At 59.1% G+C, this 22,684-nt stretch carries 21 protein-coding genes; 10 read left to right on the top strand and 11 right to left on the bottom strand.

Going from position 1 to position 22,684, the window contains the following annotated elements; genetic code table 11:
* The first annotated feature begins 79 nt into the window (after positions 1-79).
* Positions 80-490, top strand: coding sequence for a YgiW/YdeI family stress tolerance OB fold protein (locus tag ABIE13_RS26810; RefSeq protein WP_354449253.1), 411 nt, complete (start codon positions 80-82; stop codon positions 488-490).
* A 256-nt stretch (positions 491-746) separates the two neighbouring features.
* The gene (locus tag ABIE13_RS26805) at positions 747-1,742 is read left to right on the top strand and encodes a YcjF family protein (protein WP_354449251.1); all 996 of its coding nucleotides are present in this window, start codon (positions 747-749) and stop codon (positions 1,740-1,742) included.
* A gap of 75 nt (positions 1,743-1,817) precedes the next feature.
* On the opposite strand, the gene ABIE13_RS26800 is transcribed toward ABIE13_RS26805, so the two are convergent.
* Both ABIE13_RS26800 and ABIE13_RS26795 read right to left on the bottom strand, forming a co-directional pair.
* A complete protein-coding gene (locus ABIE13_RS26800) occupies positions 1,818-2,675 on the bottom strand; it encodes a hypothetical protein (protein ID WP_354449249.1) in 858 nt (285 codons plus the stop codon).
* Positions 2,676-2,918: 243 nt separating this feature from the next.
* A complete protein-coding gene (locus tag ABIE13_RS26795) occupies positions 2,919-3,680 on the bottom strand; it encodes a FadR/GntR family transcriptional regulator (protein ID WP_354449248.1) in 762 nt (253 codons plus the stop codon).
* A gap of 323 nt (positions 3,681-4,003) precedes the next feature.
* Here ABIE13_RS26795 and ABIE13_RS26790 point away from each other — a divergent pair, with 323 nt between their 5' ends.
* From ABIE13_RS26790 to ABIE13_RS26780, 3 genes are all read left to right on the top strand, one after another.
* Positions 4,004-5,023, top strand: a complete 1,020-nt coding sequence (locus tag ABIE13_RS26790) for a tripartite tricarboxylate transporter substrate binding protein (RefSeq protein ID WP_354449246.1) — start codon at positions 4,004-4,006, stop codon at positions 5,021-5,023.
* Positions 5,024-5,039: 16 nt separating this feature from the next.
* The gene (locus ABIE13_RS26785; RefSeq protein ID WP_354449244.1) at positions 5,040-5,738 is read left to right on the top strand and encodes a DUF1028 domain-containing protein; all 699 of its coding nucleotides are present in this window, start codon (positions 5,040-5,042) and stop codon (positions 5,736-5,738) included.
* Between the two features lie 182 nt (positions 5,739-5,920).
* Complete coding sequence (locus ABIE13_RS26780) at positions 5,921-6,529, top strand: pyridoxamine 5'-phosphate oxidase family protein (RefSeq protein WP_354449324.1); 609 nt, start codon at positions 5,921-5,923, stop codon at positions 6,527-6,529.
* Between the two features lie 15 nt (positions 6,530-6,544).
* Here the strand turns inward: ABIE13_RS26780 and ABIE13_RS26775 are convergent, their stop codons facing one another.
* The 8 genes from ABIE13_RS26775 to selD form a co-directional block, all read right to left on the bottom strand.
* The gene (locus tag ABIE13_RS26775) at positions 6,545-7,348 is read right to left on the bottom strand and encodes an ABC transporter ATP-binding protein (RefSeq protein WP_354449242.1); all 804 of its coding nucleotides are present in this window, start codon (positions 7,346-7,348) and stop codon (positions 6,545-6,547) included.
* Between the two features lie 142 nt (positions 7,349-7,490).
* A complete protein-coding gene (locus tag ABIE13_RS26770; RefSeq protein ID WP_354449240.1) occupies positions 7,491-8,249 on the bottom strand; it encodes an ABC transporter ATP-binding protein in 759 nt (252 codons plus the stop codon).
* Positions 8,242-9,240, bottom strand: coding sequence for a branched-chain amino acid ABC transporter permease (locus tag ABIE13_RS26765; protein WP_354449238.1), 999 nt, complete (start codon positions 9,238-9,240; stop codon positions 8,242-8,244). Before ABIE13_RS26765 ends, ABIE13_RS26770 begins: the two co-directional genes overlap by 8 nt.
* Complete coding sequence (locus ABIE13_RS26760) at positions 9,237-10,100, bottom strand: branched-chain amino acid ABC transporter permease (RefSeq protein WP_354449237.1); 864 nt, start codon at positions 10,098-10,100, stop codon at positions 9,237-9,239. Before ABIE13_RS26760 ends, ABIE13_RS26765 begins: the two co-directional genes overlap by 4 nt.
* A 241-nt stretch (positions 10,101-10,341) precedes the next feature.
* On the bottom strand, positions 10,342-11,547 hold the full coding sequence (locus ABIE13_RS26755) for an ABC transporter substrate-binding protein (protein ID WP_354449235.1): 1,206 nt from the start codon (positions 11,545-11,547) through the stop codon (positions 10,342-10,344).
* Between the two features lie 592 nt (positions 11,548-12,139).
* Entirely contained in the window at positions 12,140-13,231 is a 1,092-nt protein-coding gene (locus ABIE13_RS26750) for an NAD(P)/FAD-dependent oxidoreductase (RefSeq protein WP_354449233.1), read from the bottom strand.
* Positions 13,232-13,314: 83 nt separating this feature from the next.
* The gene (gene ftsY, locus ABIE13_RS26745; protein ID WP_354449231.1) at positions 13,315-14,601 is read right to left on the bottom strand and encodes a signal recognition particle-docking protein FtsY; all 1,287 of its coding nucleotides are present in this window, start codon (positions 14,599-14,601) and stop codon (positions 13,315-13,317) included.
* Positions 14,602-14,639: 38 nt separating this feature from the next.
* A complete protein-coding gene (gene selD / locus ABIE13_RS26740) occupies positions 14,640-15,713 on the bottom strand; it encodes a selenide, water dikinase SelD (protein ID WP_354449229.1) in 1,074 nt (357 codons plus the stop codon).
* 219 nt (positions 15,714-15,932) lie between these two features.
* Here selD and ABIE13_RS26735 point away from each other — a divergent pair, with 219 nt between their 5' ends.
* From ABIE13_RS26735 to coaD, 5 genes are all read left to right on the top strand, one after another.
* A complete protein-coding gene (locus tag ABIE13_RS26735; protein WP_354449227.1) occupies positions 15,933-17,396 on the top strand; it encodes a M16 family metallopeptidase in 1,464 nt (487 codons plus the stop codon).
* 6 nt (positions 17,397-17,402) lie between these two features.
* Entirely contained in the window at positions 17,403-18,758 is a 1,356-nt protein-coding gene (locus tag ABIE13_RS26730; RefSeq protein ID WP_354449225.1) for a M16 family metallopeptidase, read from the top strand.
* Positions 18,759-18,891: 133 nt separating this feature from the next.
* Entirely contained in the window at positions 18,892-20,037 is a 1,146-nt protein-coding gene (locus tag ABIE13_RS26725) for an ABC transporter substrate-binding protein (protein ID WP_354449223.1), read from the top strand.
* Between the two features lie 55 nt (positions 20,038-20,092).
* Positions 20,093-20,686 (top strand): 16S rRNA (guanine(966)-N(2))-methyltransferase RsmD, encoded by a 594-nt coding sequence (gene rsmD, locus ABIE13_RS26720; protein WP_354449221.1) that lies wholly within the window; start codon positions 20,093-20,095, stop codon positions 20,684-20,686.
* A gap of 36 nt (positions 20,687-20,722) precedes the next feature.
* Positions 20,723-21,214, top strand: coding sequence for a pantetheine-phosphate adenylyltransferase (gene coaD / locus ABIE13_RS26715; protein WP_354449219.1), 492 nt, complete (start codon positions 20,723-20,725; stop codon positions 21,212-21,214).
* Between the two features lie 82 nt (positions 21,215-21,296).
* Here coaD and ABIE13_RS26710 read toward each other — a convergent pair whose 3' ends face one another.
* Complete coding sequence (locus tag ABIE13_RS26710) at positions 21,297-22,070, bottom strand: ferredoxin--NADP reductase (RefSeq protein ID WP_354449217.1); 774 nt, start codon at positions 22,068-22,070, stop codon at positions 21,297-21,299.
* Positions 22,071-22,684: the final 614 nt, after the last annotated feature.

Raw genomic sequence — 22,684 nt, 5'->3', positions numbered from 1 at the left:
TTGCCTTCATGTTGGGCCGCTCCAATGGAGTCATTCCGCGATTGGCGGGATGACTTTACCAAGCACAAGGAGTTGAATCATGCATAAAGCCCTATCCGCATTTGCCGCTGCAGTCGTTTTGGCCCTGGGAGCCTCTGTGGCGATTGCCCAGTCTGCCAGCTACACCGGGCCCAGCAGTTCCAACAAGCCCGCAGCTGCAGGCACCTATTCCGGCCCGAGCGCTGTGCCGCTCATGACCGTCAAGCAGCTGCTGGACACGGGGCGCGATGATCAGCACGCCCGTCTGCAAGGCCGCATTGTTTCGCACAATGGCGGAGACCGCTATACCTTTGAGGACGCAACGGGTCGCATCACCGTCGAGATCGACGACGACAGATTTCCTGCTGGCCAGAGCATCAATGCAGAGCACCGCGTGGAGCTTCTGGGTGAGTTTGACAAAGGCATACGCAAGACAGAATTTGAAGTGGATCGCATGGCGCTGCTGCCTTGATAAGCTGCACATGTGGCCCCAAATCAAGGGTTGAATAGTTTGCAGACTTACCCTGGCACCGTCGGTGCCAGCTAATCAGTACAACGGTGACCCCTCTTGCGCAGCATGCTTACTCTCTGCTGCAAAGCATGACACATGGGAGCCAGGGCGCATGGAACCTTACAGCCGCCCGGAGATCTATGAAGCGTCTTCTTGTTTTCGTGTCTGTACGTGATTGCCAATTTCGGCAGCACCATTTGATTCATCAAGGAAATTAATGAGCACCGAAGAAATCCGCGCCATCCTTACCATCTGCCTCCTGGCTTCCTATGCAGACGGTGACAAGCACGACCGTGAACGTGAGCAGATCAGGCAGGTGGCCGAAGGCTTGGCGCAGGACCAGCAGATCAATCTGCCTGGCCTTTATCAGGAAGTCCTGCTGCGCCGCGTTCAGCTGGCTGACGTGTTGCCCCGGTTGACCAGTCCGCAATCGCGTCAGCTGGCTTACGAAATGGCTGTCTGCGTATGCGAAGCCGATGGACAGACCAGTGCGCAGGAACAGGTGTTCCTGGCCAACCTGAAGCAAGGCCTGGGTCAGGCAACGACTGAATTTGTCGCACAGGCCGATGCCATCGCCGCTGCCCCCTTGGCCGTGGGAGCTGCGGCAGCTTTGCCTGAAGCGGTCAAGGCTGGGCAGGACGCGCCACACCCTAATGCCGTTGATGAATTGCCCACGGCAGATGCTGCGCGCCGAACTGGAACGCTGTCCGTGGCGGAAATGGACCGCAAGATCCTCAATGCTTCCATCGTAAACGGCGCTATCGAGCTATTGCCAGAAAATCTATCCACCTTGGCCATCATTCCTCTGCAGATGCGAATGGTCTATCAGGTGGGGCAGAGTTACGGCTATGAACTCGATAGCGGTCATATCAAGGATTTGTTGGCGACGCTCGGCGTGGGCCTGACCTCGCAGTACCTGGAACAAGCGGGCCGTCGCCTGCTCTCCGGCATACTGGGCAAGGGCATGCTCGGAGGCCTGGGTAGACAGGCCGTCAGCAGCGGTATGAGCTTTGCCTCTACCTATGCTTTAGGGCATGTCGCCAACCAGTACTATGCAGGTGGGCGCACCTTGAGCACCCAGATGCTGCGCAACGCCTACCAGCACGTCATGGCAGATGGTAAACAACTGCAAACGCAGTACCTGCCGCAGATGCAGGAAATGTCGCGGGGGTTGAACACCGCCAAGATCATGCAAATGGTGCGCGGCAAATAACAGCTAAAGAAGCAGCCCAAGTCGCCGCTCGAAAGGAAGCCGAACGCGATTTCTCAGGCTCAGCAAATCCGTTCATTAGCTGCTTTTGCGTTTGTTCCTGCTGCGTCGGCTGGCTGCACCAGCGAGCAGCAGGCCCGTCAGCATCAGGCCCCAGGTTTGCAGTGTGGGCACGGCAGTGACGGCTGCCGGTGCAGGCGGCGCCGCCAACTCAAAATTGGCAGAAAAACTTCCCCCGGACTGGGTTGTGGTGAAGGCGACGTTGTCGACCGCGCCGCGGAACACTCCGTTCCATCCGGACCCTATGTAAGGTACGACCGCGATCACCACGCTGGCACCGCTGAACGGAGAAGCCGAGCCATTGCACGTACCTCCAGTGGCAAACAAAGAGAATGCGCAGTACCCAGACAGACTCGGTGTCCACATGATGGATGAGGCATTGATGGTGGAGGTCACCCAGGTGTTGGTGGCCGGATCTGTGTTGGTTTGATAGTAGGGCTCGAATATCAAATACGAGCGGTCACCCGTCGTCGTTGCGTTTCCATCGGCGTCGATCAAAAGAGCATAAGACGGGGCTTGCGCTGTCGGGTTGGTGCTACTGGCATCCCGGTACCAGTCATATTGCCCGGACGTGAATTGCGTCAGCGTTCCCAGGGTCCCGAAACTGCTTGCGCTGGAGGCGCTGTAAGTCCATTCGGCAGATCCGCTGCCATCGGGGGACGTCATCAGGATGGACCCATTACCGCTTCGAGCGTAATCCGCTGTGATTCCTGTGGTGCCTCCCGCCGAAGCGCTTCTGTACCACTGCTGATCAGCCTCTGGATCCGGGCTGGTTGCAATGCCCGAGGGTGTTGTGATCGTGACGGCTTGAACTCCTGCTGCGCTCATTGCCAACAAGCTTGCAATAACCAAAGAAAAACGACGACTACCAAACATGAAAACTCCCTGATGACTTTTAAGTTTCCAAGTCTAGGCTTCACAAAACGGGTGCCATCTTCGTGGTAACCCTTGTAGGTGCTTGTCGTGTAAAGGTTTTTTGTGAACGATAGGATGCAATGAAGTTAGCGTTAACTACCTTTGGTACGCATGCGGAGTTAAAGTGAAAACCCTTAGTACGGAATGCCTATGGCAAGTATTCGGATTTTTCTTAACCACCTCCAACCGAAAGCAGAGCTGATGTCAGGCCTTGAATGCGCTGGCAGTGGTCTTGCTGCGTTTGGGTGGAGGATTGATGGCCGCGGAGTTGATGAGTTCCTGCGCTCTGCGTTTGGCCAGCTCCTTGTAGAGAGCCTCTGATGTTCGCAGAATCTTTGATAGGGCTTTGACGGCACCTTGTTCATCTCTCGCGCGTAGCGCTTTGATCAATTCACGCCTGAACGCGACGCCTCCCGAAACCTGCTCCGAACCCACCTCTGCCATCAGCTCTTGCCAGGCCTGCGTCAGACCGCGAACCACGATGACTGCCACCGGATTGCCTGCGGCTTCAGCCAACATGTTGTGAAACTCCACGTTGATGCGGATGCGATCTTCCGATCGGCCCTCGTCATGAGCCGCAGCAGATTGGTTTACGTTGTCTTCCAGGGCGTCGATCTGCTCTTCAGTCAGCCTTTCAATGGCGGCGGGCATCAGCGAACCTTGAATCCACTGGCGAGCTTCGAACAGTTCGGCAATGGAAATGCTGCTGAGCCTGAGCAGGTCCGACATGGCGCCGGAGACCACGCTTGCCTTGCCCGCAGTGATGAAGGTTCCTCCGTATTTTCCCAGCCGAGTCTCCAGCAAGCCGCCCGTCTCCAGCGCTCTGAGCGCTTCGCGCAGAGCGGACCGGCCGATGCCCAGCAAGGTACTCAGTTCACGTTCGGCTGGAAGTCGATCGCCGGGACGGAGGGCGCCGTTGAACAACAGCGCTCTTACTTTTTCCGCCGCCTCATCAGTCGTTCGCAATGTCTTTCTCCATCTCAACGCAACACGTGTTGGCAGTGTATGCCGAGATTCTCATGCTGCGTTTGGATAGCTTCTGAACGTGTTCGTTCGATGTGACCCGGTCCTGCAGACGGTTCGGTGGGAATGCAAAAAAACTTGAGAACAGGGGGCTTGCACATTCCATTTCTTTGGGAATACACTATGGTCAGACCATTAAAAAGCCTGCATCTCACACCCTGTTTGCCCGCCCTTGGAGGACCGGAAGGCTCTCGGACAAAGGCTTGGCGTGCGCGTGAGGTGAGGCCGTGATGGGACAGGTTCGTTCTTCTCCAAGGAGGTCCTCGATGTCAGCGTGTAAATCTGCTTTCACTCTTCGCCGTGAACTCGGCATGTTCCTTGCGGGGCTGGCTTGCACGCTAGCCACTGTCGGGCTTGCGCAGGCTCAAGCGCAACCGCAAACACAGGTATGGCCTGCACACCCGGTCAAGTTGATCAGCCCGTGGCCCGCAGGTGGAAGCAACGACACTTTTTCACGGCTCATCGCCACGCGACTGACCACCACATTGGGCCAGCCTGTCATTGTCGAAAACAGGCCTGGTGCTTCTGGCACGCTGGGCGTCAGTCAGGTGGCGCGCTCACCGGCTGATGGCTACACCCTTGTGATGGGCAGCTCTCCCACCCATGCCACAGCTCTGAGCATCTACCCGCAACTGAGCTATCACCCTTTAAAGGATTTTGCGCCCGTCACCTTGGTCGGGTCATCGGCCAATGGATTGGTGGTGCATCCTTCAGTCCCTGCCAATAGCGTTGCAGAGTTGATTGCGCTGGCCAAGGCCAGGCCTGGAAAGCTGAGCTACGCCTCCACAGGAAGTGGATCCTCACAGCATCTTTCCGCTGAACTCTTCAAGGTCATGACAGGCGTGGACATGCTCCACGTACCTTACAAAGGGGCTGCGCCGGCGGTGTCAGATATCGTGGCAGGGCACGTCAATCTTGGTTTTCATAACCTCGTTGATGTTCTGCCGCACGTGAAGGCAGGCACGCTTCGCTTGCTGGCTGTGACTTCGGCGCAGCGCACCAAGGCGCTGCCTGACACGCCAACGATCGCCGAAGCGGGTGTTCCGGGCTATATGGCCGAGGTGTGGTTCGGCGTGTTTGCGCCGGCAAAGACGCCCCGTCCTCTCATCGACAGACTTCATCGCGAGATCAGCGCGGCACTTGCAGAGCCAGAAATCCGCGCGAGATTCGATGCATCCGGCATGGACGTGGTCGGCAGTGGTCCCGACGCATTCGCGCGCTATGTGCAGGAAGAAATTACCAAATGGTCCGACATCGTCCGTCGGGCTGACGTCAAACCCAACTAAACAGGAGATCAAACCAATGACGTTTTCAGTACTGGCTCGCTGCGAGCAAACCGGCATGTTCGGCATGGCTATCGCTACCCGGCCCATTGCCATCGGAGCCAAGTGTCCTTTTGTGCGTGCCAAGATCGGCGGCCTGGTGGTGCAAGCCAACGGTGATCCGCGTCTGGGAGCGCTGGGTCTTAAGCTTCTTGAAATGGGTTACTCCGCAGAGAAGGTGCTCAAGGAACTGCTTGACAGCGATGGTGCGGACAATATTCCATGGCGTCAGATCTCGGTGGTCGATAAGGACGGCAGAACCGCTGCGCATACAGGAAGCACCAACGAAGAATGGGCCGGTCAGATCGTGCGGCGCAACCTGGTGGTCATTGGCAACCGCCTGTCCAACGACAAGGTCGCCCAGGCCATGGCAGATGGATTTGAGAACGCACAAGGTGAGTTGGCGCACAAACTGCTGGCGTCTTTGGAGGCTGGCAGAGATGCAGGAGGGCAGGTGGCTGGGCAATACTCCACCGCCTTGCAAGTGCACAACGAACGCAGCTATGCCTGGGTAGATCTTCGCGTTGATGAGCACAATGAACCGATTGCCGAGCTGCGCCGCTTGTATGGCTTGTATGTGCCCCTGATCCCGTATTACCAGGAGCGCCCCTCCAACCCGTCGATGCCCCGAGACGATGATTGGCGCAAGCAACTGGGAATCAAGGGCGGTCCGCGTTAAGGCGCGCTGAGATAGGGCGGCCCGTGTAGGGCGGCCCGCGTTATGGCGACCGACCTCAGGGCAGGACGCTGTTCACCCATGGGGTCGCCTCGTCGAGGCAGCTCTGGGGGAGGCATCGTCCACTAACGCATATCACGCATTTTTTGCGGTGATCAATTTTTCTCTAAACTGCGGGCATGCCTATGTCCGACACCATCACCACGCTTGATCAATTGCAGCAGCTGTTTGGCCCCGTGGGCGAGGCGTCGCTGCGCAAGGAGGCCAACTTCATTCCCGCGGTCTACCGGCGATGGATTGAGGCCTCGCCCTTTGCAGTCCTCGCGACCTCCGGGCCCGGGGGGCTCGATGCATCGCCCAGAGGCGATCCGGCTGGGTTTGTCGTTGTAGAAAGCGATAAAAGCCTGCTGCTACCGGAGCGACGAGGCAACAACCGTATCGACAGCTTGCGAAACATCCTGACAGATGATCGCGTGGGCTTGCTGTTTTTCATCCCGGGAGTGGGTGAAACTTTAAGGGTCAATGGCCGCGCATCCATTCACACCGACATCGAACTATTGGATCGTCTTGCCGAAGGGGGCAAGCGACCGCAGTGTGTGATACGCGTGGCTGTCGAAACCGCATTTTTCCAATGTGCGCGGGCCATGCAGCGCTCGGGCCTATGGTCAGACATATCGAAACCGGCCGGCGTACCGACGCCTGGTGAAATGCTGCAGGCTCTGACAGAGGGCGGAATCGATGGTCAGCAATACGATCAGGCGCTTCCGGCGCGTCAGAGCACAAGCCTTTATTAAGGCGCCAGCGACACCTTAAACGCCCAGGTGCTGCGTCAGCAGACCAGGCTGAGCGATCAGTTGCGCCGAGGTGCCTTCGAACACTACCTGGCCTTTGACGAGAATGACGTTGCGGTCGGTCACTTGAGTGACGTGTTTCCAGTTTTTATCGACGATGACGCTGCTGATGCCACTGTGGCGGATGACATCGCAGATGCGCCAGATCTCTCTTGCGATCAGCGGGGCCAGGCCTTCAGTCGCTTCATCAAGAATCAGCACATCAGGGTTGGTCATCAAGGCCCGACCAATGGTGAGCATCTGCTGCTCACCACCGCTGAGTTGTTGGCCGCCATGCCCCAGACGCTCTTTCAGTCGCGGGAATGTTTCCAATACGCGGTCGTAGGTCCAGTCACACTGGCCGCGTGTGCCAGGGCGAGCAGCCATTTTCAGGTTCTCCACCACACTGAGGTTGCCGAAGATACCGCGTCCTTCAGGTACATAGGCCACGCCGAGCTTGGCGATCTCGTACGGTGCACGGCCTGTCATGGGTTTGCCCATGACCAGCACGCCGCCAGCGCGAGGCTTGACCAATCCCATGATGGACTTGAGCAAGGTGCTCTTGCCCATTCCGTTTCGGCCCATCAATCCAATGGTTTCACCGCGCCGCACGTGAAAGTCGATGCCGCGCAGGATATGGCTGGCACCGTAGTAGCTATGCAGGCCAATGGCACGAATCAGTTCTTCATCGTCAGGCTGAGCCACCGCCTCTTCCCAGGTCTTGCGCGGACGCAGTGGATCGTTGGGGTCATCAGGTACGTTGGCATTGGTACGTGTAGCCATTTCAAATCCTATTGGTTTCCGAGCGAACTTCCGTCATCCGCAAAAGGCCGCAGAGCAGGCCATACGCGCGCCATCGCAGAGCGGGCTGGGTCCCGTCGCTGGCGTCCCGTCGAGGACGGCGCGTGAGCCATCAGGGGGGCCATCAATGCTCTCCGAGATACGCGGCCTGCACACCTTCGTCGCTTCTGACGTCTGCTGGCAAACCACTGGCGATGACAGTGCCGTTGACCATCACGGTCAGGTGATCGGCGAGGGCGAAGATGGCATCAATATCATGTTCTACCAACATCATGGCGTGCTGCGGCTTGATGCGAAGCAGCAGCTCGACCATGCGCTCGGCTTCTGCCACACCCATGCCGGCCAGAGGCTCGTCAAGCAGCAGAACTTGAGGGTTGGTGGCCAGCGTCATGGCAATCTCCAGCTGACGCTGCTCCCCGTGGCTGGCTGCGCCTGCGATGGATGTGCGCCGAGAAGTGAGTCCGGCAAGCTCCAGCGCGGACTCTGCTCGCTCGTTCACCTCGGCATCCTGCGCGGCATTTTGTAGCCAGCGCAGGGGATTCCAAGGTTGTTGTGCGGTGCGTGACTGTGCGGCCAGACGTACGTTGTCCCACACGGTAAAGGGCAGAAATATGTTCGTTTTCTGATAGCTGCGCCCAAGGCCTCGGCGCGAAATCTGCTCAGGTGAGGCTCGCGTGATGTCGTGGCCACCCAGCATGATGGTTCCGGACGTAGGTGGCAAATCTCCAGAAAGCAAATTGGTCAGGGTGGACTTGCCCGCGCCGTTGGGGCCAATGACCACATGAATGCGATCACGCCAAAGATCCACGGACACGTCGTTCACGGCCGCCAGACCGCCGAATTTCTTGGTCAGATTCCTGGCCGAAAGGAGCACTTCACTCATCGCCAGCTCCTTTGCGGTGTGTCAGTTTTTGCAGCACGCCCAAGATGCCCCTGGGAGCGAAGCAAATGACGAGCACAATGAACAAGCCCATCCAGAGTTGCCAGTGCTTGCCCAGGTTGATGCCTGCCACGGCAGGAAGATCCTTGAACAGTTCCAGCATGAACTCGAACGCAAAGGCGCCGACAATCGCGCCCGCGAAGTTACCCATGCCTCCCAGGATGATCATCATGATCACGTGGGCGCTCTTGTGAAAGCCCATGAGTTCCGGGTTGACGAAGCCTGTCTGGGCTCCCCACAGGTAACCCGCAAGGCCCGCCAGCGCACCAGCGAGCGTGAAGGCGGTGAGCTTGTAGCTGAAACTACCGAAGCCGACGGCGCGCATGCGATGCTCGTTGACCCGTATACCGGCCAGTGTGCGGCCAAAAGGGCTCCAAAGCAGGCGCCTGAGGAACAGGTACACGGCTACCAAACAAAACAGCGTGAAATAGTAGAAAACGGCTTTGTTTTCGAGATCGAAGATGCCGGCATCAGGCTTGAAGTTGATGTAGATCCCGTCCGAGCCGCCTAACGACTTGTTGTCGAAGAACAGAAAGAACACCATCTGGGCAAACGCCATGGTGACCATGATGAAGTAGATGCCTTTGGTTCGAACGACGAAAAAGCCAATGACCAGGGCCGCCGCGCCAGAGACCAATACAGCCACTGGCAAGGTCCACCACAGGCTGACAGGTTCGCCTTGCGGCGTGAGAAACGCCAGCGTGTATCCCGCAATGCCGAAGTAAGCCGCATGACCCAGAGAAACGAGCCCGGTCACGCCTTGCAGCAAATCCAGACTCATGGCGAAGATCGCCAGAATCATCATGCGAGCGACCATCTGCTGGTAGAACTCGCTGCCGACAAAGGGAAACGCAGCGAGCGCGATGAACCCGAGCAGCATCACGATCTGAATGCTGCGCGGCAGAGTTTCGAGGTGAGATTGAGGTGCGCTCATTGCTTGAACAGCCCTTCAGGCTTCCACAGCAGCACAGCTGCCATCAACATGTAAACCAGCATGCCTGCAACTTGCGGCAGCAGAACCTTGCCAAACGTGTCAACCAGACCCACCAGAATGGCGGCGATCAATGCACCCCGTACGGAGCCAATACCGCCAATGACGACCACCACGAAACACATGATGAGCACCTGCGAACCCATGTTGGGGTACACACTGGAAACAGGGGCGGCGATCATGCCAGCCATGGTGGCCAGGCCTACCCCAATGGCAAACACAATGGCATGAATGAGCTTGATGTTGATCCCAAGCGACTCAGTCATGTCGCGGTTGAAGGCGCCTGCCCGAATCTTCATGCCAAGGCGTGTTTTATTGATGAGCAGGTAAAGGCCTATAGCGAGCAACAAACAGATGCCCATCATGAAAAGTCGGTAGACTGGATAGGACTGATTTTCAGTCAAGGTAATGGAGCCGGCCAGTACGTTGGGGATGGTCACGCCGTGAACATCATCGCCCCAGAGAAGCGATCTGACCTCTTCAAAGATGTAGATCAACCCGAATGTGAGCAGCACCTGATCGAGGTGGTCCCGGTGGTAGAAGTGCCGGAACAATATTCGCTCAAGAATCAATCCGAAAATGACCGACAGAATCGTTCCACCGATGATGGCCAGCGTCAGGCTGCCAAACATGCCGGAGAGCGAATACGCCAGGTACGCGCCCAGCATATAGAAACTGCCGTGAGCCAGATTGACCACGCCCATGATGCCGAAGATCAGCGTCAAGCCGGCCGCAAGCATAAACAACAGCAGGCCATATTGCACGCTGTTGAGCAGCTGAATAAGGAAGTTCGCGAAGTCCACAGAGCAATACGGGTTCGTTCAAAAAAGCCGGCGTCAACCGCAAGCGTGAGTCCGGCCTTTAGCGAACCAAAAGGCACGCTAAAGGGCGAGCGCGGAGCGGAGCCTAAACTCCAGCCCGAGAGGCCGCGGAGCAGGCCATTACAGGCCGCCGCGGAGCTGGCTTTGCCAGGCCGCCAGCGGCGTCCCCCTTATCAAGGCGCCCGGCCAGGGGGGGAAGGCGCGAAGCGCCTCAGGGGGTTGGTTACAACTTACACCCAGCGCCCGAGTCCGCCAAAGCCTTGGCCGCCACGCCCAGCACCTTGTTGTCACCTTTTTCCACCACGCGCAGATAAATATCCTGCACCGGGTTGTGGGCCTTGCTCATGGTCCACTTGCCGCGGGGGCTGTCGATGACGGTGGTTTCCAGGGCTTTGTAGAGAGCCGCCTTGTTGCTCATGTCGCCTTTGACGGAGGTCATGCCTTGCAGCAGCAGCTGGCCGGAGTCGTAGCCTTGTACGGCATACACGTCAGGCTGCATTTTGAATTGGCTGGCGTAGGCCGAGCGGAACTGCTTGTTGCGCGCGGTGTCGAGCGAATCCGCGTAGTGCAAGGTGGAGAACACGCCTTCAGCTGCGGGGCCGGCGGCTTCAATCACGCCTTCGGTCAGGAAGCCAGAGCCGTAGAGCGGAATTCTTTCTTTCAGGCCCGCAGCGGCATAGTCCCTCATGAATTTCGCAGCACCCGCGCCCGCAAAGAAGCAGGCCACCGCATCAGGTTTGAGCGAAGCGATTTCGGTCAGCAGCGCCTGGAACTCCACGTTCGGGAAGGGCAGGCTCAATTCCTTGATGATGGTGCCGCCTGCCTTGAGGTAGCCTTCCTTGAAACCTTCCAGGGATTCGTCGCCGGCGGCGTATTTCCAGGAAATCCAGACCGTGCGCTTGAGTCCCTTGTCCATCATGGGCTTGCCCAGGGCCTGCGTAGGCTGGCCGTTGGTGAAGCTGGTGCGGAACACGTTGGGAGCGCAAAGCGCACGTGTGGCGGCGTGAACGCCTGCATTGGGAATGATGCTGAGCACGCCGCTGTCGCGCGCCACTCTCTGGATGCCCATTTGAACACCGGAGTGCACGGTGCCGATCAAGACATCTACTTTGTCGCGCTGGACAAGCTTGCTGGCGTTTTCCACGCCTTTGGATGGCTCGGATTCGTCGTCGACTTTGTACCATTCGATCTCACGGCCACCCAGCTTGCCACCTTTTTCGGCAATCGCCATGCGAACGCCGTTCTCGATGGCTACACCCAGCTGTGCGAAGGTGCCGGTGTAGGGCAGCATGAAGCCCACTTTGATCTTATTGCTTTGCGCACGCACGATCTGTGGAAGCAGCAGACCGACGGAACTCGCTCCTGCCAGTGCTGCGCCGCGGGAAAGCATGAGGCGGCGGTTGGGAGAGCGAGGGGAAGATGCATTCATTGCGAGAACTCCTTTAGGTGTCAAGTTTATGGCGTGCGGTGCTCGCATTGTTGTTGATCTCTGGAATCGTCACCATATGAGTATCCCTTAGAGAAGAACACGTAGACCGGCCCCGTAGCTGGGAGTTGAATGGGGCTCTCCTCGGCTGAGAGCGACGTACGAGCAGCTTTTCCTCGGACAGGTTGGTCGAAGCACCGTTTGGAATGCGCCTGTCTTATCAATTGAAAGGCATGCTTTCTTGAAAAACGGATGAGGCGCATATAAGAACAACAAGCGGTCTGTCTACCAAAATGATGAAATAAAGTGCTCACTGAGAAGCAGTATATTTCACATCACCCCATAGAGAATACGGGTTTTCCCCTGTTTTAGACGATTGATTTTGGCCGCTTTGGGCCGCGTGGGGGGAGAACTTAATTGCGGACGAGGCCAATCCGGCCACGTTCTAATACGGCAGCCAGTGGGAATTTTGCGCGAATCCAGGCGCCATGCAGGAGTGGGGCAGGGCGAACCCAAGCGTGAGCACGCTCGAGTACCGCCCGTTCCATGCCCCGATGCTGGCTTGCAGCCGGGCAGCGGCGCAGCGGTGCGGTCGCTAAATCCTGAAGAGAGCTTGGAACTGCCGGCGGTCGCGCCGCTCTTTCCAGTTCCAGACTTCACGGCCTTCCAGACTGAGAGGACCCCAGGCGGCGATGGCGTGACCTTGCCCGCCGCCTACGACATGCAGACGCGAGGTGGCCAAGGGTATTTTTTTGAATGAGCCGCCGAACATGGCGGTGCGCAGGTTGGCTTCCAGCAGGGGGCCAATATCTGCGGACGCACCCTCAGGGACGATGAATACCTGACGGTGGTGCTCGCTCTGCAGCCGCTCATTCACCATGGGCAGGCCCGTGGCTTCTTCGAGGAGGCCGGCATGCCGCAACCATTCAGGCGGGTTGGCGCCTGCTGCCAGCAGAGGGGCGTCGCAGATCAAACTGGCGCCACTTTGCAGTTCCAGGACTTTACCGTCCATTCCAGTGCAGCGATCTTGCAGGAGCGTCACGTTAAGTTGCTTTAGCCGGTTCAGCACACGCCGCCTGAGCCCGGCAGATTCCTCAGCCAACAGAGGCTCCTCACCTGCAATGAGCGTCACACGGGTGCCGTGCGGAGCAGCCAATGCGTGGGCGGCTGCCATGGCCAGTTCAGCCCCGGCGATGCCTTGACCTATGACGGACACCTGCAGCGCACGCTCCTGAGACAAGGCTTTCAGCTGGGGCCAAAGTTGTACAAAGGTTTCGATAGGCCGAACGAACAGCGCATTTCGGCGGGCACCGGGCATGCTGGCTTCAGCCAGCTCGCGATCAATTACTGCCTCCGTATCAATGGAGAGAACGTCATAGGGAAGTGCGTCGCCGCTAGAAAGCTGCACTCTGCGCGTACCAGGGTCGAGGGCGTGCACATGCGCGGGTACAAAGGTCGCGCCGCTGGCTTCTACCAAGGCGTCCAGGGGCACGCGAATATCGTCCAGCGCATAGTCGCCGGCCACATGGCCTGGCAGCATGGCACTGTCGATGTAATACGGGTGAGGCGTCACCAGCGTGGCATGGAACTCGCCGGCTCCATGTCTGGCCAAGCCTTTAAGTACCTGCAAGTTTGCACGCCCGACGCCCAGCAGCACCAAGTGTTTCCGGGAGGGGTTCACGGTCATGGGATGCAGTGTATCGGCTTACAGCGGCAAGCTCCGCGTGTATACGTTGCAATCCGTAGCATCACACACGGTTTTAGAAGGTGTCATGCCAACAGGGCCTGCGCAAACTCACGTGCGCGGAAGGTCTGCAAATCTTCCAGTTTTTCCCCCACACCCACAAAATAGACCGGCATTGGGCGTCCTTGAGCGGGGTACTCACGCGCAATGGCGCACAGCACGCCTCCTTTGGCGGTGCCGTCGAGCTTTGTAACAATTAGGCCCGTGAGCTGCGCCGCAGCGTCGAAAGCCTTCACCTGCGCCAGGGCATTCTGGCCTGTATTTCCATCGATCACCAGCAGGACCTCGTGCGGCGCTGTCACATCGGCTTTGGTGACCACGCGGCGAATCTTGCTGAGCTCCTCCATCAAGTGCTTCTGCGTGGGCAGGCGTCCAGCCGTATCGACCAGAACCACATCCATGCTGCGTGCGCGCCCAGCGGCCACGGCGTCGAAGCTGACCGCAGACGGGTCCGCTCCCTGCTGACTGATGATTTCAACCTTGTTGCGGTCTGCCCAGACCGAAAGTTGTTCGCGCGCAGCAGCGCGAAATGTGTCGGCGGCGGCCAGCAACACAGTGGCCCCAGCGTCCGCCAGATGTTTGGTGAGTTTGCCAATGGAGGTCGTTTTCCCGGCGCCGTTCACGCCCGCAACCATGATGACGGTCGGGTGGTATTCACCCACCACCAGCTCTTTTTCCAGCGGTGCCAGCATTTCTTCGATGGCCTCTTGCAGCAGCATCTTGACTTGCGCCGGCTCCGTGGCGCGGCTGTCTTTCACGCGGCGCTTGAGATCCGCGAGCAGGAACTCGGTGGCAGCGACTCCAGTGTCAGCCAGCAGTAGTGCGGTTTCGAGATCTTCGTAGAGTGCGTCATCGATTCTTGTGCCCGTGAACACAGTGGTGATGCTGCTCCCGGTTTTGCGCAGGCCGGTCTTGAGACGATCCAGCCAGCCCGTCCGAACTACAGGCTCGGGCGTGATGAATTCAGGCGCGGATGATTCGGGCAGGACGGCGGGCTGAGCGGAGATGCTCTCGCTAGCCAGTGCTGCAGGAATCGCGGGGGGTGTATAGGGTTGAGACGGTGCGAGGGGGGCGGAGGGTGGTGGGGCGTAGGCTGCAACTGGTGCGACGCGCGCCTGTTCAGGCGCTGGAGCCGGAGCGGAGACCAGTGGCGGCACGGGCACGGCTGCGGGGACAGGTGGGGGGGAGGAGACGGGCGTCGGCGCGGCCAGTGCCGACTCAACGGGAGAAGGAACGACGTCAGTGACGGGCGCTTCTACGGGCGCGGATTCTGGCGCGGGGGTTGGTTTTTTTTTGCGGAAGAAACTGAACATTTGATTCTCTGATTTGCACCCTGATCGCTCACACCTTCTCAGGCGCTCTTGACCACCAGTGAGAATTCACTGGCTGGCGTCACTTTTCCAACTACTGCAGCATGGCCGAAGCCACGTTGCCGAAAGACCGAAAGCACTTCGTCCACACTCGCAGGAGAGCACGATACCAAAAGGCCTCCGCTGGTTTGCGGATCGGTCAAAAGTGCCCGATCCGGTTCGGAAAACCCATTTGGTAGATGCACCTCGTGCTGGTATGCAGCCCAGTTGCGAGCAGAAGCTCCCGTGATGATGCCTTGCGCAGCTAATTCGCGTACGCCCGCCAAGACCGGCACGGAAGGCCAGTCGATCTGGACCGTGACACCGGCACCTCGGGCGAGTTCCAGTGCATGTCCTGCCAGCGCAAAGCCGGTGACATCCGTCATTGCGTGCACGCCGGGCAGAACTGAAAGGGCAGGGCCCGCAGCGTTCAACTGGGTCGTGCTGGCGATCATTTGCGCATAACCTTCTGCGCTCAGCTGATTTTTCTTGAGGGCTGCCGAGAGTATTCCAACGCCCAGCGGCTTACCCAGTACCAGCATATCGCCCTCCTTGGCGCTGGCATTGCGTTTGACCCGATCCGGATGCACCAGGCCCAGCGCCACCAGGCCGTAGATGGGCTCTACGGAATCTATGGTGTGACCGCCTGCAATGGGAATACCGGCCTCGCGGCATACAGAGGCTCCGCCTTCCAGGATTTTGCCAATGGTGGCAGTGGAAAGAACGTTGATGGGCATGCCGACCAAGGCCAGCGCCATGATAGGTGTGCCACCCATGGCATAGACGTCTGACAAGGCATTTGCAGCAGCAATGCGCCCGAAGTCGAATGGGTCGTCGACGATGGGCATGAAGAAGTCGGTGGTGGCGACAAGCGCCTGGGTTTCATTCAGTTGGTACACCGCGGCGTCGTCGGACGTCTCTATGCCCACCAGCAACTCTGCCGGGATGGGCATGGCGCCGGTGCCTTTCAAGATGCTGGAAAGCACGCCGGGGGCAATCTTGCAGCCGCAGCCGCCGCCATGCGAGAGAGAGGTCAGCCGAGGTTCAGCTTCAAGGGGTGCGATTTGTCCACTCATGCATGGATTGTCTCCGATGGCGGCCCGCCTGGCGTCTTCATGGAGCATGCACAGGTTTGAAGGGCATTGAATTCCGGCACACTAAGAACGTGTTTGCGATCTATCCGGGCGCCGGGCTTCCGGGCGCCGGGCTTCCGGGCGCCGGGCTTCCGGGACCCGAATAGACCGTAAATGCATTCTTAGGGAACATTCTCCATGGGTTCTTACTCTCTCTTGTCTATGAATTCAAGATTGTTTCGTGTCGTCAGCCCTCGTGTGCTTGGCTTGACTCTCGCATGCAGCCTGCTGGCGCCTCCAGTCGTGTTCGCTCAAAAGACATCGGTTTCGGAGACGGCACCGCCCGGTCAGCAAGCTGCACGGTCTGCAACAGCCGTGAGCCAGTTCAAGCTGGACAACGGGCTGACGGTGATCGTCAAACCGGATCACCGCGCTCCGACGGTGGTGAACATGTTGTGGCTGCGTGTGGGCTCCATGGATGAAGTCGATGGTGCGAGCGGAGTCGCCCATGTGCTGGAGCATATGTTGTTCAAGGGCACGAAAAAGCTCAAGCCCGGTGAGTTCTCTCGCCGCGTTGCAGCCCTGGGCGGGCGTGAGAATGCGTTTACCTCCCGCGACTACACAGGCTACTACCAACAGGTACCTGCCTCGAAGTTGGCCGATGTGATGAGCCTGGAGGCAGATCGCTTCGCCAACAACCGCTGGAGCGATGAAGAGTTTGCCAAGGAGCTCGAAGTCGTCAAGGAAGAGCGGCGCATGCGCACCGATGACAACCCACGAGCTGTCTTGGGTGAGCAACTGAACGCCAGCACTTTCGTAGCGTCTCCGTACCGGCGGCCTGTAGTGGGGTGGATGGGCGATCTTGATTCGCTCAAACCTGATGATGCACGCGCTTTCTACCAGCGCTGGTATGTCCCTGCCAACGCTGCCGTGGTGGTGGTGGGCGACGTAGATCCACAGGCGGTTCTGGCTCTCGCAAAAAAATATTACGGCAGCATTCCTGCCCGTGCGGTGCCTGAGCGCAAGCCGCGCGACGAGCCCGCGCAATTGGGCATGCGGCGCATTCAAGTCAAGGCGCCGGCTGAACAGGCGGTTGTGTCGATGTACTTCAAAGTGCCTCGCCTTGAAGGTGTGGCGCCCACGGCTGCCAATGACGATGCACTGGCCCTTACCGTGCTGTCTGCCGTGCTGGACGGCTACAGCGGCGCCCGGCTTGATCGCGCTCTGACACAAGGCCCCAACCGTGTGGCCGACTCGGCCGGTGCTGGCAACGGCTTGATGGGGCGTGGGCCTCAAATCTTTTCGCTTTCTGGCGTGCCTGCAGCGGGCAAAACCCCCGCAGAGGTGGAAGCGGCGCTGCGCGAACAGGTCGCCAGGGTGGCCCGCGAAGGTGTCAGTGAAGAGGAACTGGCCCGTGTCAAGACGCAGTGGGTTGCCGGAGAGATCTACAAGCTCGATTCGGTCATGGCTCAAGCGCAGGAACTGGGAAACCTCTGGGTGCAAGGACTGCCCCTGGACGCGGATCAACGTTTGATTGCCCGCCTGCGAGGCGTGACTGCCGAGCAAGTGAAGTCCGTTGCCGAGCGGTACTTCGGTGACGACCAGCTCACCGTGGGCACCTTGCTGCCGCAACCGCGCGATCCGAATCAGAAGCCCCGCACTCCGCCAGCTGGCATGAGGCACTAAACGAGCATGACATTTTTTAAAAAAACATCGGCCCGCACATTGCTGGTCATCTCCTCAGCGTTCGGTTTCCTTGGCTCAGCCCTGGCGGCTATCCCGATCCAGAACTGGAGCCAGCCCAACGGCGCTCAGGTATTTCTGGTGGAGAGCCCCTCCATCCCCATGGTGGATGTGCGCATAGATTTCGATGCGGGCAGCCGCCGCGACACACGGGCTCAAGCCGGCCTGGCCGACGTGACTGCGATGATGGCCGGGAAGGGCGTGCGGGCCACTGGCAGCGAACCCGCGCTGGATGAAAACCAGCTGGGCGAAGCGTGGGCCGATCTTGGCGCCAGCTTCGGCGGCGGCGCCACCTCGGACCGCATGAGCTTTCGGTTGCGCACATTGACGGAACCCGATCTCTTGAAAAAAGCTGTGCATCTGGCTGCCCGTGAACTGGGCGAGCCTTCCTGGCCGGAGGACGTTTGGCAACGTGAGCGCGAGCGCATGACGGCGTCTATCAAGGAGTCTCGCACTCGCCCAGGCACCATCGCCGGACTGGCGTATTCCAAAGCGGTCTATGGCACGCACCCATATGGCTTCGAAGTAACGCCCGAGTCTTTGGCGGCGATTTCAATCGAGAACATGCGTGACCGATACGCCGCCGGCATATTGCCCTGCCGCGCCAAAGTCACCGTGGTGGGCGCGGTTACGCGCGCTCAAGCCGAAAGCTTGGTGACTGAGCTTTTTCAGCGTTTGCCCTCGGGCTCTGGCGCAGCGTGCCCATCCTTGCCTGCCATACCTGAAGTGGCGGCGCTCTCTGCTCCGCAGGATGAGCGAATTGCTTTCAAGTCCGCTCAGGCTCAGGTCTTGATTGGTCAGCCGGGCTACAAGCGAGCCGATCCCGATTACTTCTCGCTGCTGGTGGGCAACTACATCCTGGGCGGTGGGGGCTTTGTGTCCCGCCTGACGACCGAAGTGCGTGAAAAGCGCGGGCTTTCCTATTCGGTGGGGAGCTACTTCTCTCCGGCGCTGCATGCGGGTGCGTTTACCCTGACGCTGCAAACGCGCCCGGATCAGGCAGATGAAGCTATCCGCGTATCCAAGCAGGTGCTGGCCGACTTCATGGCCAAGGGGCCGACACCAGCTGAATTGAAGGCCGCCAAAGATTATCTGCAAGGGGGCTTTGCACTGCGCATTGACTCCAATGCCAAGCTGCTCGATTCCGTCGCCGACATGGCCTGGAATGGTTTGCCTCTGAACTATCTGGATACCTGGGTAGAGCAGATCGGCCGAGTATCCGTTGCAGACATCCAGGCGGCCTTTGCGCGCAAGCTTCAGCCCGAGAAAATGGTGACGGTGGTGGTCGGAGGCGCTGGTTCCTGAGTACCCAGATGGCTGAATGCCCTTTTGGCCTTGGTCGCCAATGGGGTTTCATCGAACTTTCATGTTGAGTAGGTAAGTTCGTCTTGGAGTTTTGAGTTTCCACGGCGAATCGATGGGCCTACCTGTACCTGACATGAAGATTTCTCTCCCAGTTCTCACACGGCGTGCCGCTTTGCGCCTCGGAATGGCCGGCACTACCGGCCTATTGGCCGCGCCCGCCGTGCTTGCTCAGGGTTCCAGATCGCGGAATGAGCCTCCCACGGTACTTCAGATCGTGGACACCGCCATCGAACAGCAAGACGTCGCCAAAGACTTTTTTATCGGTTCGCTGGCGGCCTGGCAGGATTTCAGCAAGCAGGACATTCTGCGTGGCCGCACGGTGGTGCACCGCAAGCTCGAAATCGATTCGACGGCGAAGGATTGGAGTGCCGGTCTGGCCGAACTGCGGGACAACCCTTCTATCGTGGCCGTCAGTGGCTCCGTCTCCGAAGGAGCGGCACGTCAATTGGCGCAGCATCTGGCTGCCGCCAAACTACCGCTCGCTCATGTCGCACCCTGGCTGCACGACATCGACAAGGCAGACGAAAGAACCTTCCCCATTTTTGCCAACCGTCAGATGCAGATCCGGCATGCGCTTCGTTCGCTCTCTATGGTGGGTGTACGGGAAATCGGAGCCGTCTATGCAACTTCGCGAGATCGAAATCTGTACAAGGCGAGTGTGGCCAATGCTGCCGCGGCCTTGAAATTGCAGGTCGTCGGCTTTGAAGGGGCGGATGATCCGCGCGATCTGGGGCGCCAGATGTCGGCGAGGTCGCCGGTGGTGATGCTGTTCCTCGGGGGGACTCCCGAACTGGCCCGTTTCACACAAGGGCTTGCGGACCAGTCGCGCCAACGCTACGTCGTGGCGCTCGCAGAAGTCAATCTGCAAATTCTCAGACAAATGGGGGCCGTGCCCACCATTCCGGTCATCGGCGCCCAGGTAGTGCCCTTGACGAGATCGCAGATGCCCGTTGTGCAGGCCTACCGAGGCACCTTGGCGCGTTTGTTCGATGAACCCACATCATCTCTTAGCCTGGCGGGCTATTTGGGGGCTCGCTACACGCAGCAGGTGTTGGCAGCCATGACCGGGCCCATAGATCGGCCCAGTGTGCTGTCTGCATTCCAGCAGCGGCAGGCGATTGACCTTGGCGGTTTCAGAGTAGCGTATGACGCGCAGGGGTTGGGGAGTACCTATGTGACACAGAGCATGCTGACTGTGGAGGGGCGAGAGGTCGGGTAGATGGCTGGCAGAGCGTGGCGGCTCTAACGTCTCCCTGGGCGACGACAATGTAGGGATGAGCACCAAGCCTTCAACAAGAAGCACCCAAGCTGCGCCCCACGTCGTGCGCATCATCGGCGGCCAATGGCGGCGTACGCGTTTGCCTGTAGCCGACAAACCCGGACTGCGCCCCACACCAGATCGCGTGCGTGAAACGCTGTTCAATTGGCTGGGCCAGGATCTGGCTGGCTGGCACTGTGTGGATGCTTTTTCAGGTACCGGCGCCCTTGGGCTTGAAGCAGCGTCCAGAGGGGCAGACGATGTGCTGCTCATTGAGCAGGACGCCGCCCTGGTGGCCAAACTGCGTCAGCTGAAAGAACAACTCAAGGCTGAGAAGGTTCAAGTCCAGCGCGGTGATGCGCTTGCAGTCTTGCGGGGCTTACCAAGAGCCAGCAAAGACCTGGTCTTGCTGGACCCGCCTTTTGCTGCTGACCTGTTCAGTTCCGCGCTTGCGGCTGCAGCCCCCCTGGTGAGGGCTGGAGGCTGGGTGTACCTGGAAGCGCCTTCGCAGGCAGATGGTGCCGAGCTGGAGGCCCTCGGGCTCACCTTGCATCGGCACTTGAAAGCTGGCGCGGTGCACGCTCATCTGCTACAGCGCGCACCGGCATAATGACTTGATCTGCGCAGCCCAACAAGGAGATCTTCGATGAGTCGTGGCGTGATTGCCGTATACCCTGGTACCTTCGATCCCATTACGCTGGGGCACGAAGACATTGTGCGTCGCGCGGCGGGGCTGTTTGATCACGTCATCATTGCCGTGGCGATAGCGCATCACAAGAAAACCCTGTTCACACTGGACGAACGCCTGGCATTGGCTGGCGATCTAGCGCAAAGGGTGGGCAATGTGAGCGTGCAACCCTTTGAAGGGCTGGTCAAAGACTTTGTGATCAAGCAAGGCGGCAAGGTCATGGTGCGCGGGGTACGCGGCGTCACAGACTTTGACTATGAGTACCAACTCGCGGGTATGAACCGCAATCTGGCACCTGATATCGAAACCATTTTCCTCACACCTGCGGCGGCGCTGCAGTCGGTCAGCAGCACCTTGATTCGCGAGATTTCGCAGCTAGGGGGAGACGTTGCACCTTACGTGTCACCCTTGGTGCTTCAGCGACTGCAAGAGAAAGTGCGTGCCAGGTAAGGCTATCCGTCAGGATTGGCGGCAGGCTTGACCAGGAGGGCGTGGCGCGGAGCCAAAGGCCAGCGCCACGGGGTCAATCCCCTTATTGTTCGACGAACGCCCGCTCGACCACAAAATCGCCAGGCGTTGTGGTGTTGCCTTCATGGAAGCCACGCTCTTCCAGCAGCGTCTTGATGGATTTGAGCATCTCGGGGCTGCCGCAGAGCATGACGCGATCAAGCTGTGGGTTGAGTTCGGGCACGCCAAGATCACGTGCCATCTGCCCGCTTTCTATCAAGTCCGGAATGCGGCCTTGCGTGGTAAATGGTTCACGCGTGACCGTCGGGTAGTACTTCAGCTGCTGGCTCACCATTTCCCCAAGCAACTCATGCTCAGGCAGTTCCTTGGTGATGTAGTCGTGATAGGCCAGCTCGCTGACCAGGCGGCAGCCGTGAACCAGAATGACTTCGTCGAATTTCTCGTAAGTCTCCGGGTCCCGGATCAAGCTCATGAACGGAGCCAGGCCCGTGCCTGTTCCGAACATGTAGAGGCGTTTACCAGGCAATAGATAGTCGATCAGCAGGGTACCAGTGGGTTTATGCCCCACGATCACCTTGTCGCCGGGCTGAATGTGCTGCAGCCGGCTGGTCAGCGGGCCATCCTGGACCTTGATGCTGAGAAATTCCAGCGCTTCCTCATAGTTGGCACTGACAATCGAGTAAGCCCGCAAAAGCGGCTTGTTATTCACCCGCAGGCCAATCATGGTGAAGTGGCCGTTAGAAAAGCGCAGGCTGCTGCTGCGCGTGGTGGTGAAGCTGAAAAGGCGATCCGTCCAGTGTCGAACGGTCAGAACTGTTTCTTCGTCAAAAGCGGCCATGATTGAGAGTGAAGGCGGTAAATCAGCACCGCGGCGCAATACGGCACACGGGTTAACCCGAGATTGTCTCATCGCTTTGGAAGAAATTGGGCTTTCCTAATCCTAAATCCATATGAAACTTCGGCTATTCATATGAATTTAGATATATGTATATGTGCCGAAGGTATGAAGGTGGACCACTCAAAAGGCCGCCGAGCGGACCACTATGGCCACCCGCGGAGCTGGCTTTGCCGGGTCGCTGTTGCTCTCCCCTGGCCGGGCGCCCGCCCGCAGGAGAGGGAGCAAAACCAGAAGGTCGCGGAGCAGGCCATTCGCGAGCACCCGCGGAGCTGGCTTTGCCAGGCCGCTAGGTGCGTCCCCCCTCAGGGGGAAGGCGCGCAAGCACCTGGCCGGGCGCCCGCCCGCAGGAGAGGGAGCAAAACCAGAAGGTCGCGGAGCAGGCCATTCCAGTGCACCCGCGGAGCTGGCTTTGCCAGGCCGCTAGGTGCGTCCCCCTCAGGGGGAAGGCGCGCAAGCGCTTGGCCGGGCGCCCGTCCGCAGGAGAGGGAGCAAAACCAGAAGGCCGCGGAGCAGGCCATTCCAGTGCACCCGCGGAGCTGGCTTTGCCAGGCCGC

It is taken from the genome of Ottowia thiooxydans (genome assembly GCF_040548795.1).
Classification (GTDB): domain Bacteria; phylum Pseudomonadota; class Gammaproteobacteria; order Burkholderiales; family Burkholderiaceae_C; genus Ottowia; species Ottowia thiooxydans_A.
This window is presented reverse-complemented; position numbering and strand designations above follow the sequence as displayed.

What these genes read in the sequence shown, in the direction of transcription:
- ABIE13_RS26775 (WP_354449242.1), bottom strand. Translation starts at nt 7,348, where the DNA reads ATGGCTACACGTACCAATGCCAACGTACCTGATGACCCCAACGATCCA.
- coaD (WP_354449219.1), top strand. Translation starts at nt 20,723, where the DNA reads ATGAGTCGTGGCGTGATTGCCGTATACCCTGGTACCTTCGATCCCATT.
- ABIE13_RS26780 (WP_354449324.1), top strand. Translation starts at nt 5,921, where the DNA reads ATGTCCGACACCATCACCACGCTTGATCAATTGCAGCAGCTGTTTGGC.
- ABIE13_RS26750 (WP_354449233.1), bottom strand. Translation starts at nt 13,231, where the DNA reads ATGACCGTGAACCCCTCCCGGAAACACTTGGTGCTGCTGGGCGTCGGG.
- ABIE13_RS26735 (WP_354449227.1), top strand. Translation starts at nt 15,933, where the DNA reads ATGAATTCAAGATTGTTTCGTGTCGTCAGCCCTCGTGTGCTTGGCTTG.
- ABIE13_RS26805 (WP_354449251.1), top strand. Translation starts at nt 747, where the DNA reads ATGAGCACCGAAGAAATCCGCGCCATCCTTACCATCTGCCTCCTGGCT.
- ABIE13_RS26770 (WP_354449240.1), bottom strand. Translation starts at nt 8,249, where the DNA reads ATGAGTGAAGTGCTCCTTTCGGCCAGGAATCTGACCAAGAAATTCGGC.
- ABIE13_RS26730 (WP_354449225.1), top strand. Translation starts at nt 17,403, where the DNA reads ATGACATTTTTTAAAAAAACATCGGCCCGCACATTGCTGGTCATCTCC.
- rsmD (WP_354449221.1), top strand. Translation starts at nt 20,093, where the DNA reads ATGAGCACCAAGCCTTCAACAAGAAGCACCCAAGCTGCGCCCCACGTC.
- ABIE13_RS26725 (WP_354449223.1), top strand. Translation starts at nt 18,892, where the DNA reads ATGAAGATTTCTCTCCCAGTTCTCACACGGCGTGCCGCTTTGCGCCTC.
- ABIE13_RS26800 (WP_354449249.1), bottom strand. Translation starts at nt 2,675, where the DNA reads ATGTTTGGTAGTCGTCGTTTTTCTTTGGTTATTGCAAGCTTGTTGGCA.
- ABIE13_RS26755 (WP_354449235.1), bottom strand. Translation starts at nt 11,547, where the DNA reads ATGAATGCATCTTCCCCTCGCTCTCCCAACCGCCGCCTCATGCTTTCC.
- ABIE13_RS26790 (WP_354449246.1), top strand. Translation starts at nt 4,004, where the DNA reads ATGTCAGCGTGTAAATCTGCTTTCACTCTTCGCCGTGAACTCGGCATG.
- ABIE13_RS26710 (WP_354449217.1), bottom strand. Translation starts at nt 22,070, where the DNA reads ATGGCCGCTTTTGACGAAGAAACAGTTCTGACCGTTCGACACTGGACG.
- ABIE13_RS26785 (WP_354449244.1), top strand. Translation starts at nt 5,040, where the DNA reads ATGACGTTTTCAGTACTGGCTCGCTGCGAGCAAACCGGCATGTTCGGC.
- ABIE13_RS26810 (WP_354449253.1), top strand. Translation starts at nt 80, where the DNA reads ATGCATAAAGCCCTATCCGCATTTGCCGCTGCAGTCGTTTTGGCCCTG.
- selD (WP_354449229.1), bottom strand. Translation starts at nt 15,713, where the DNA reads ATGAGTGGACAAATCGCACCCCTTGAAGCTGAACCTCGGCTGACCTCT.
- ftsY (WP_354449231.1), bottom strand. Translation starts at nt 14,601, where the DNA reads ATGTTCAGTTTCTTCCGCAAAAAAAAACCAACCCCCGCGCCAGAATCC.
- ABIE13_RS26765 (WP_354449238.1), bottom strand. Translation starts at nt 9,240, where the DNA reads ATGAGCGCACCTCAATCTCACCTCGAAACTCTGCCGCGCAGCATTCAG.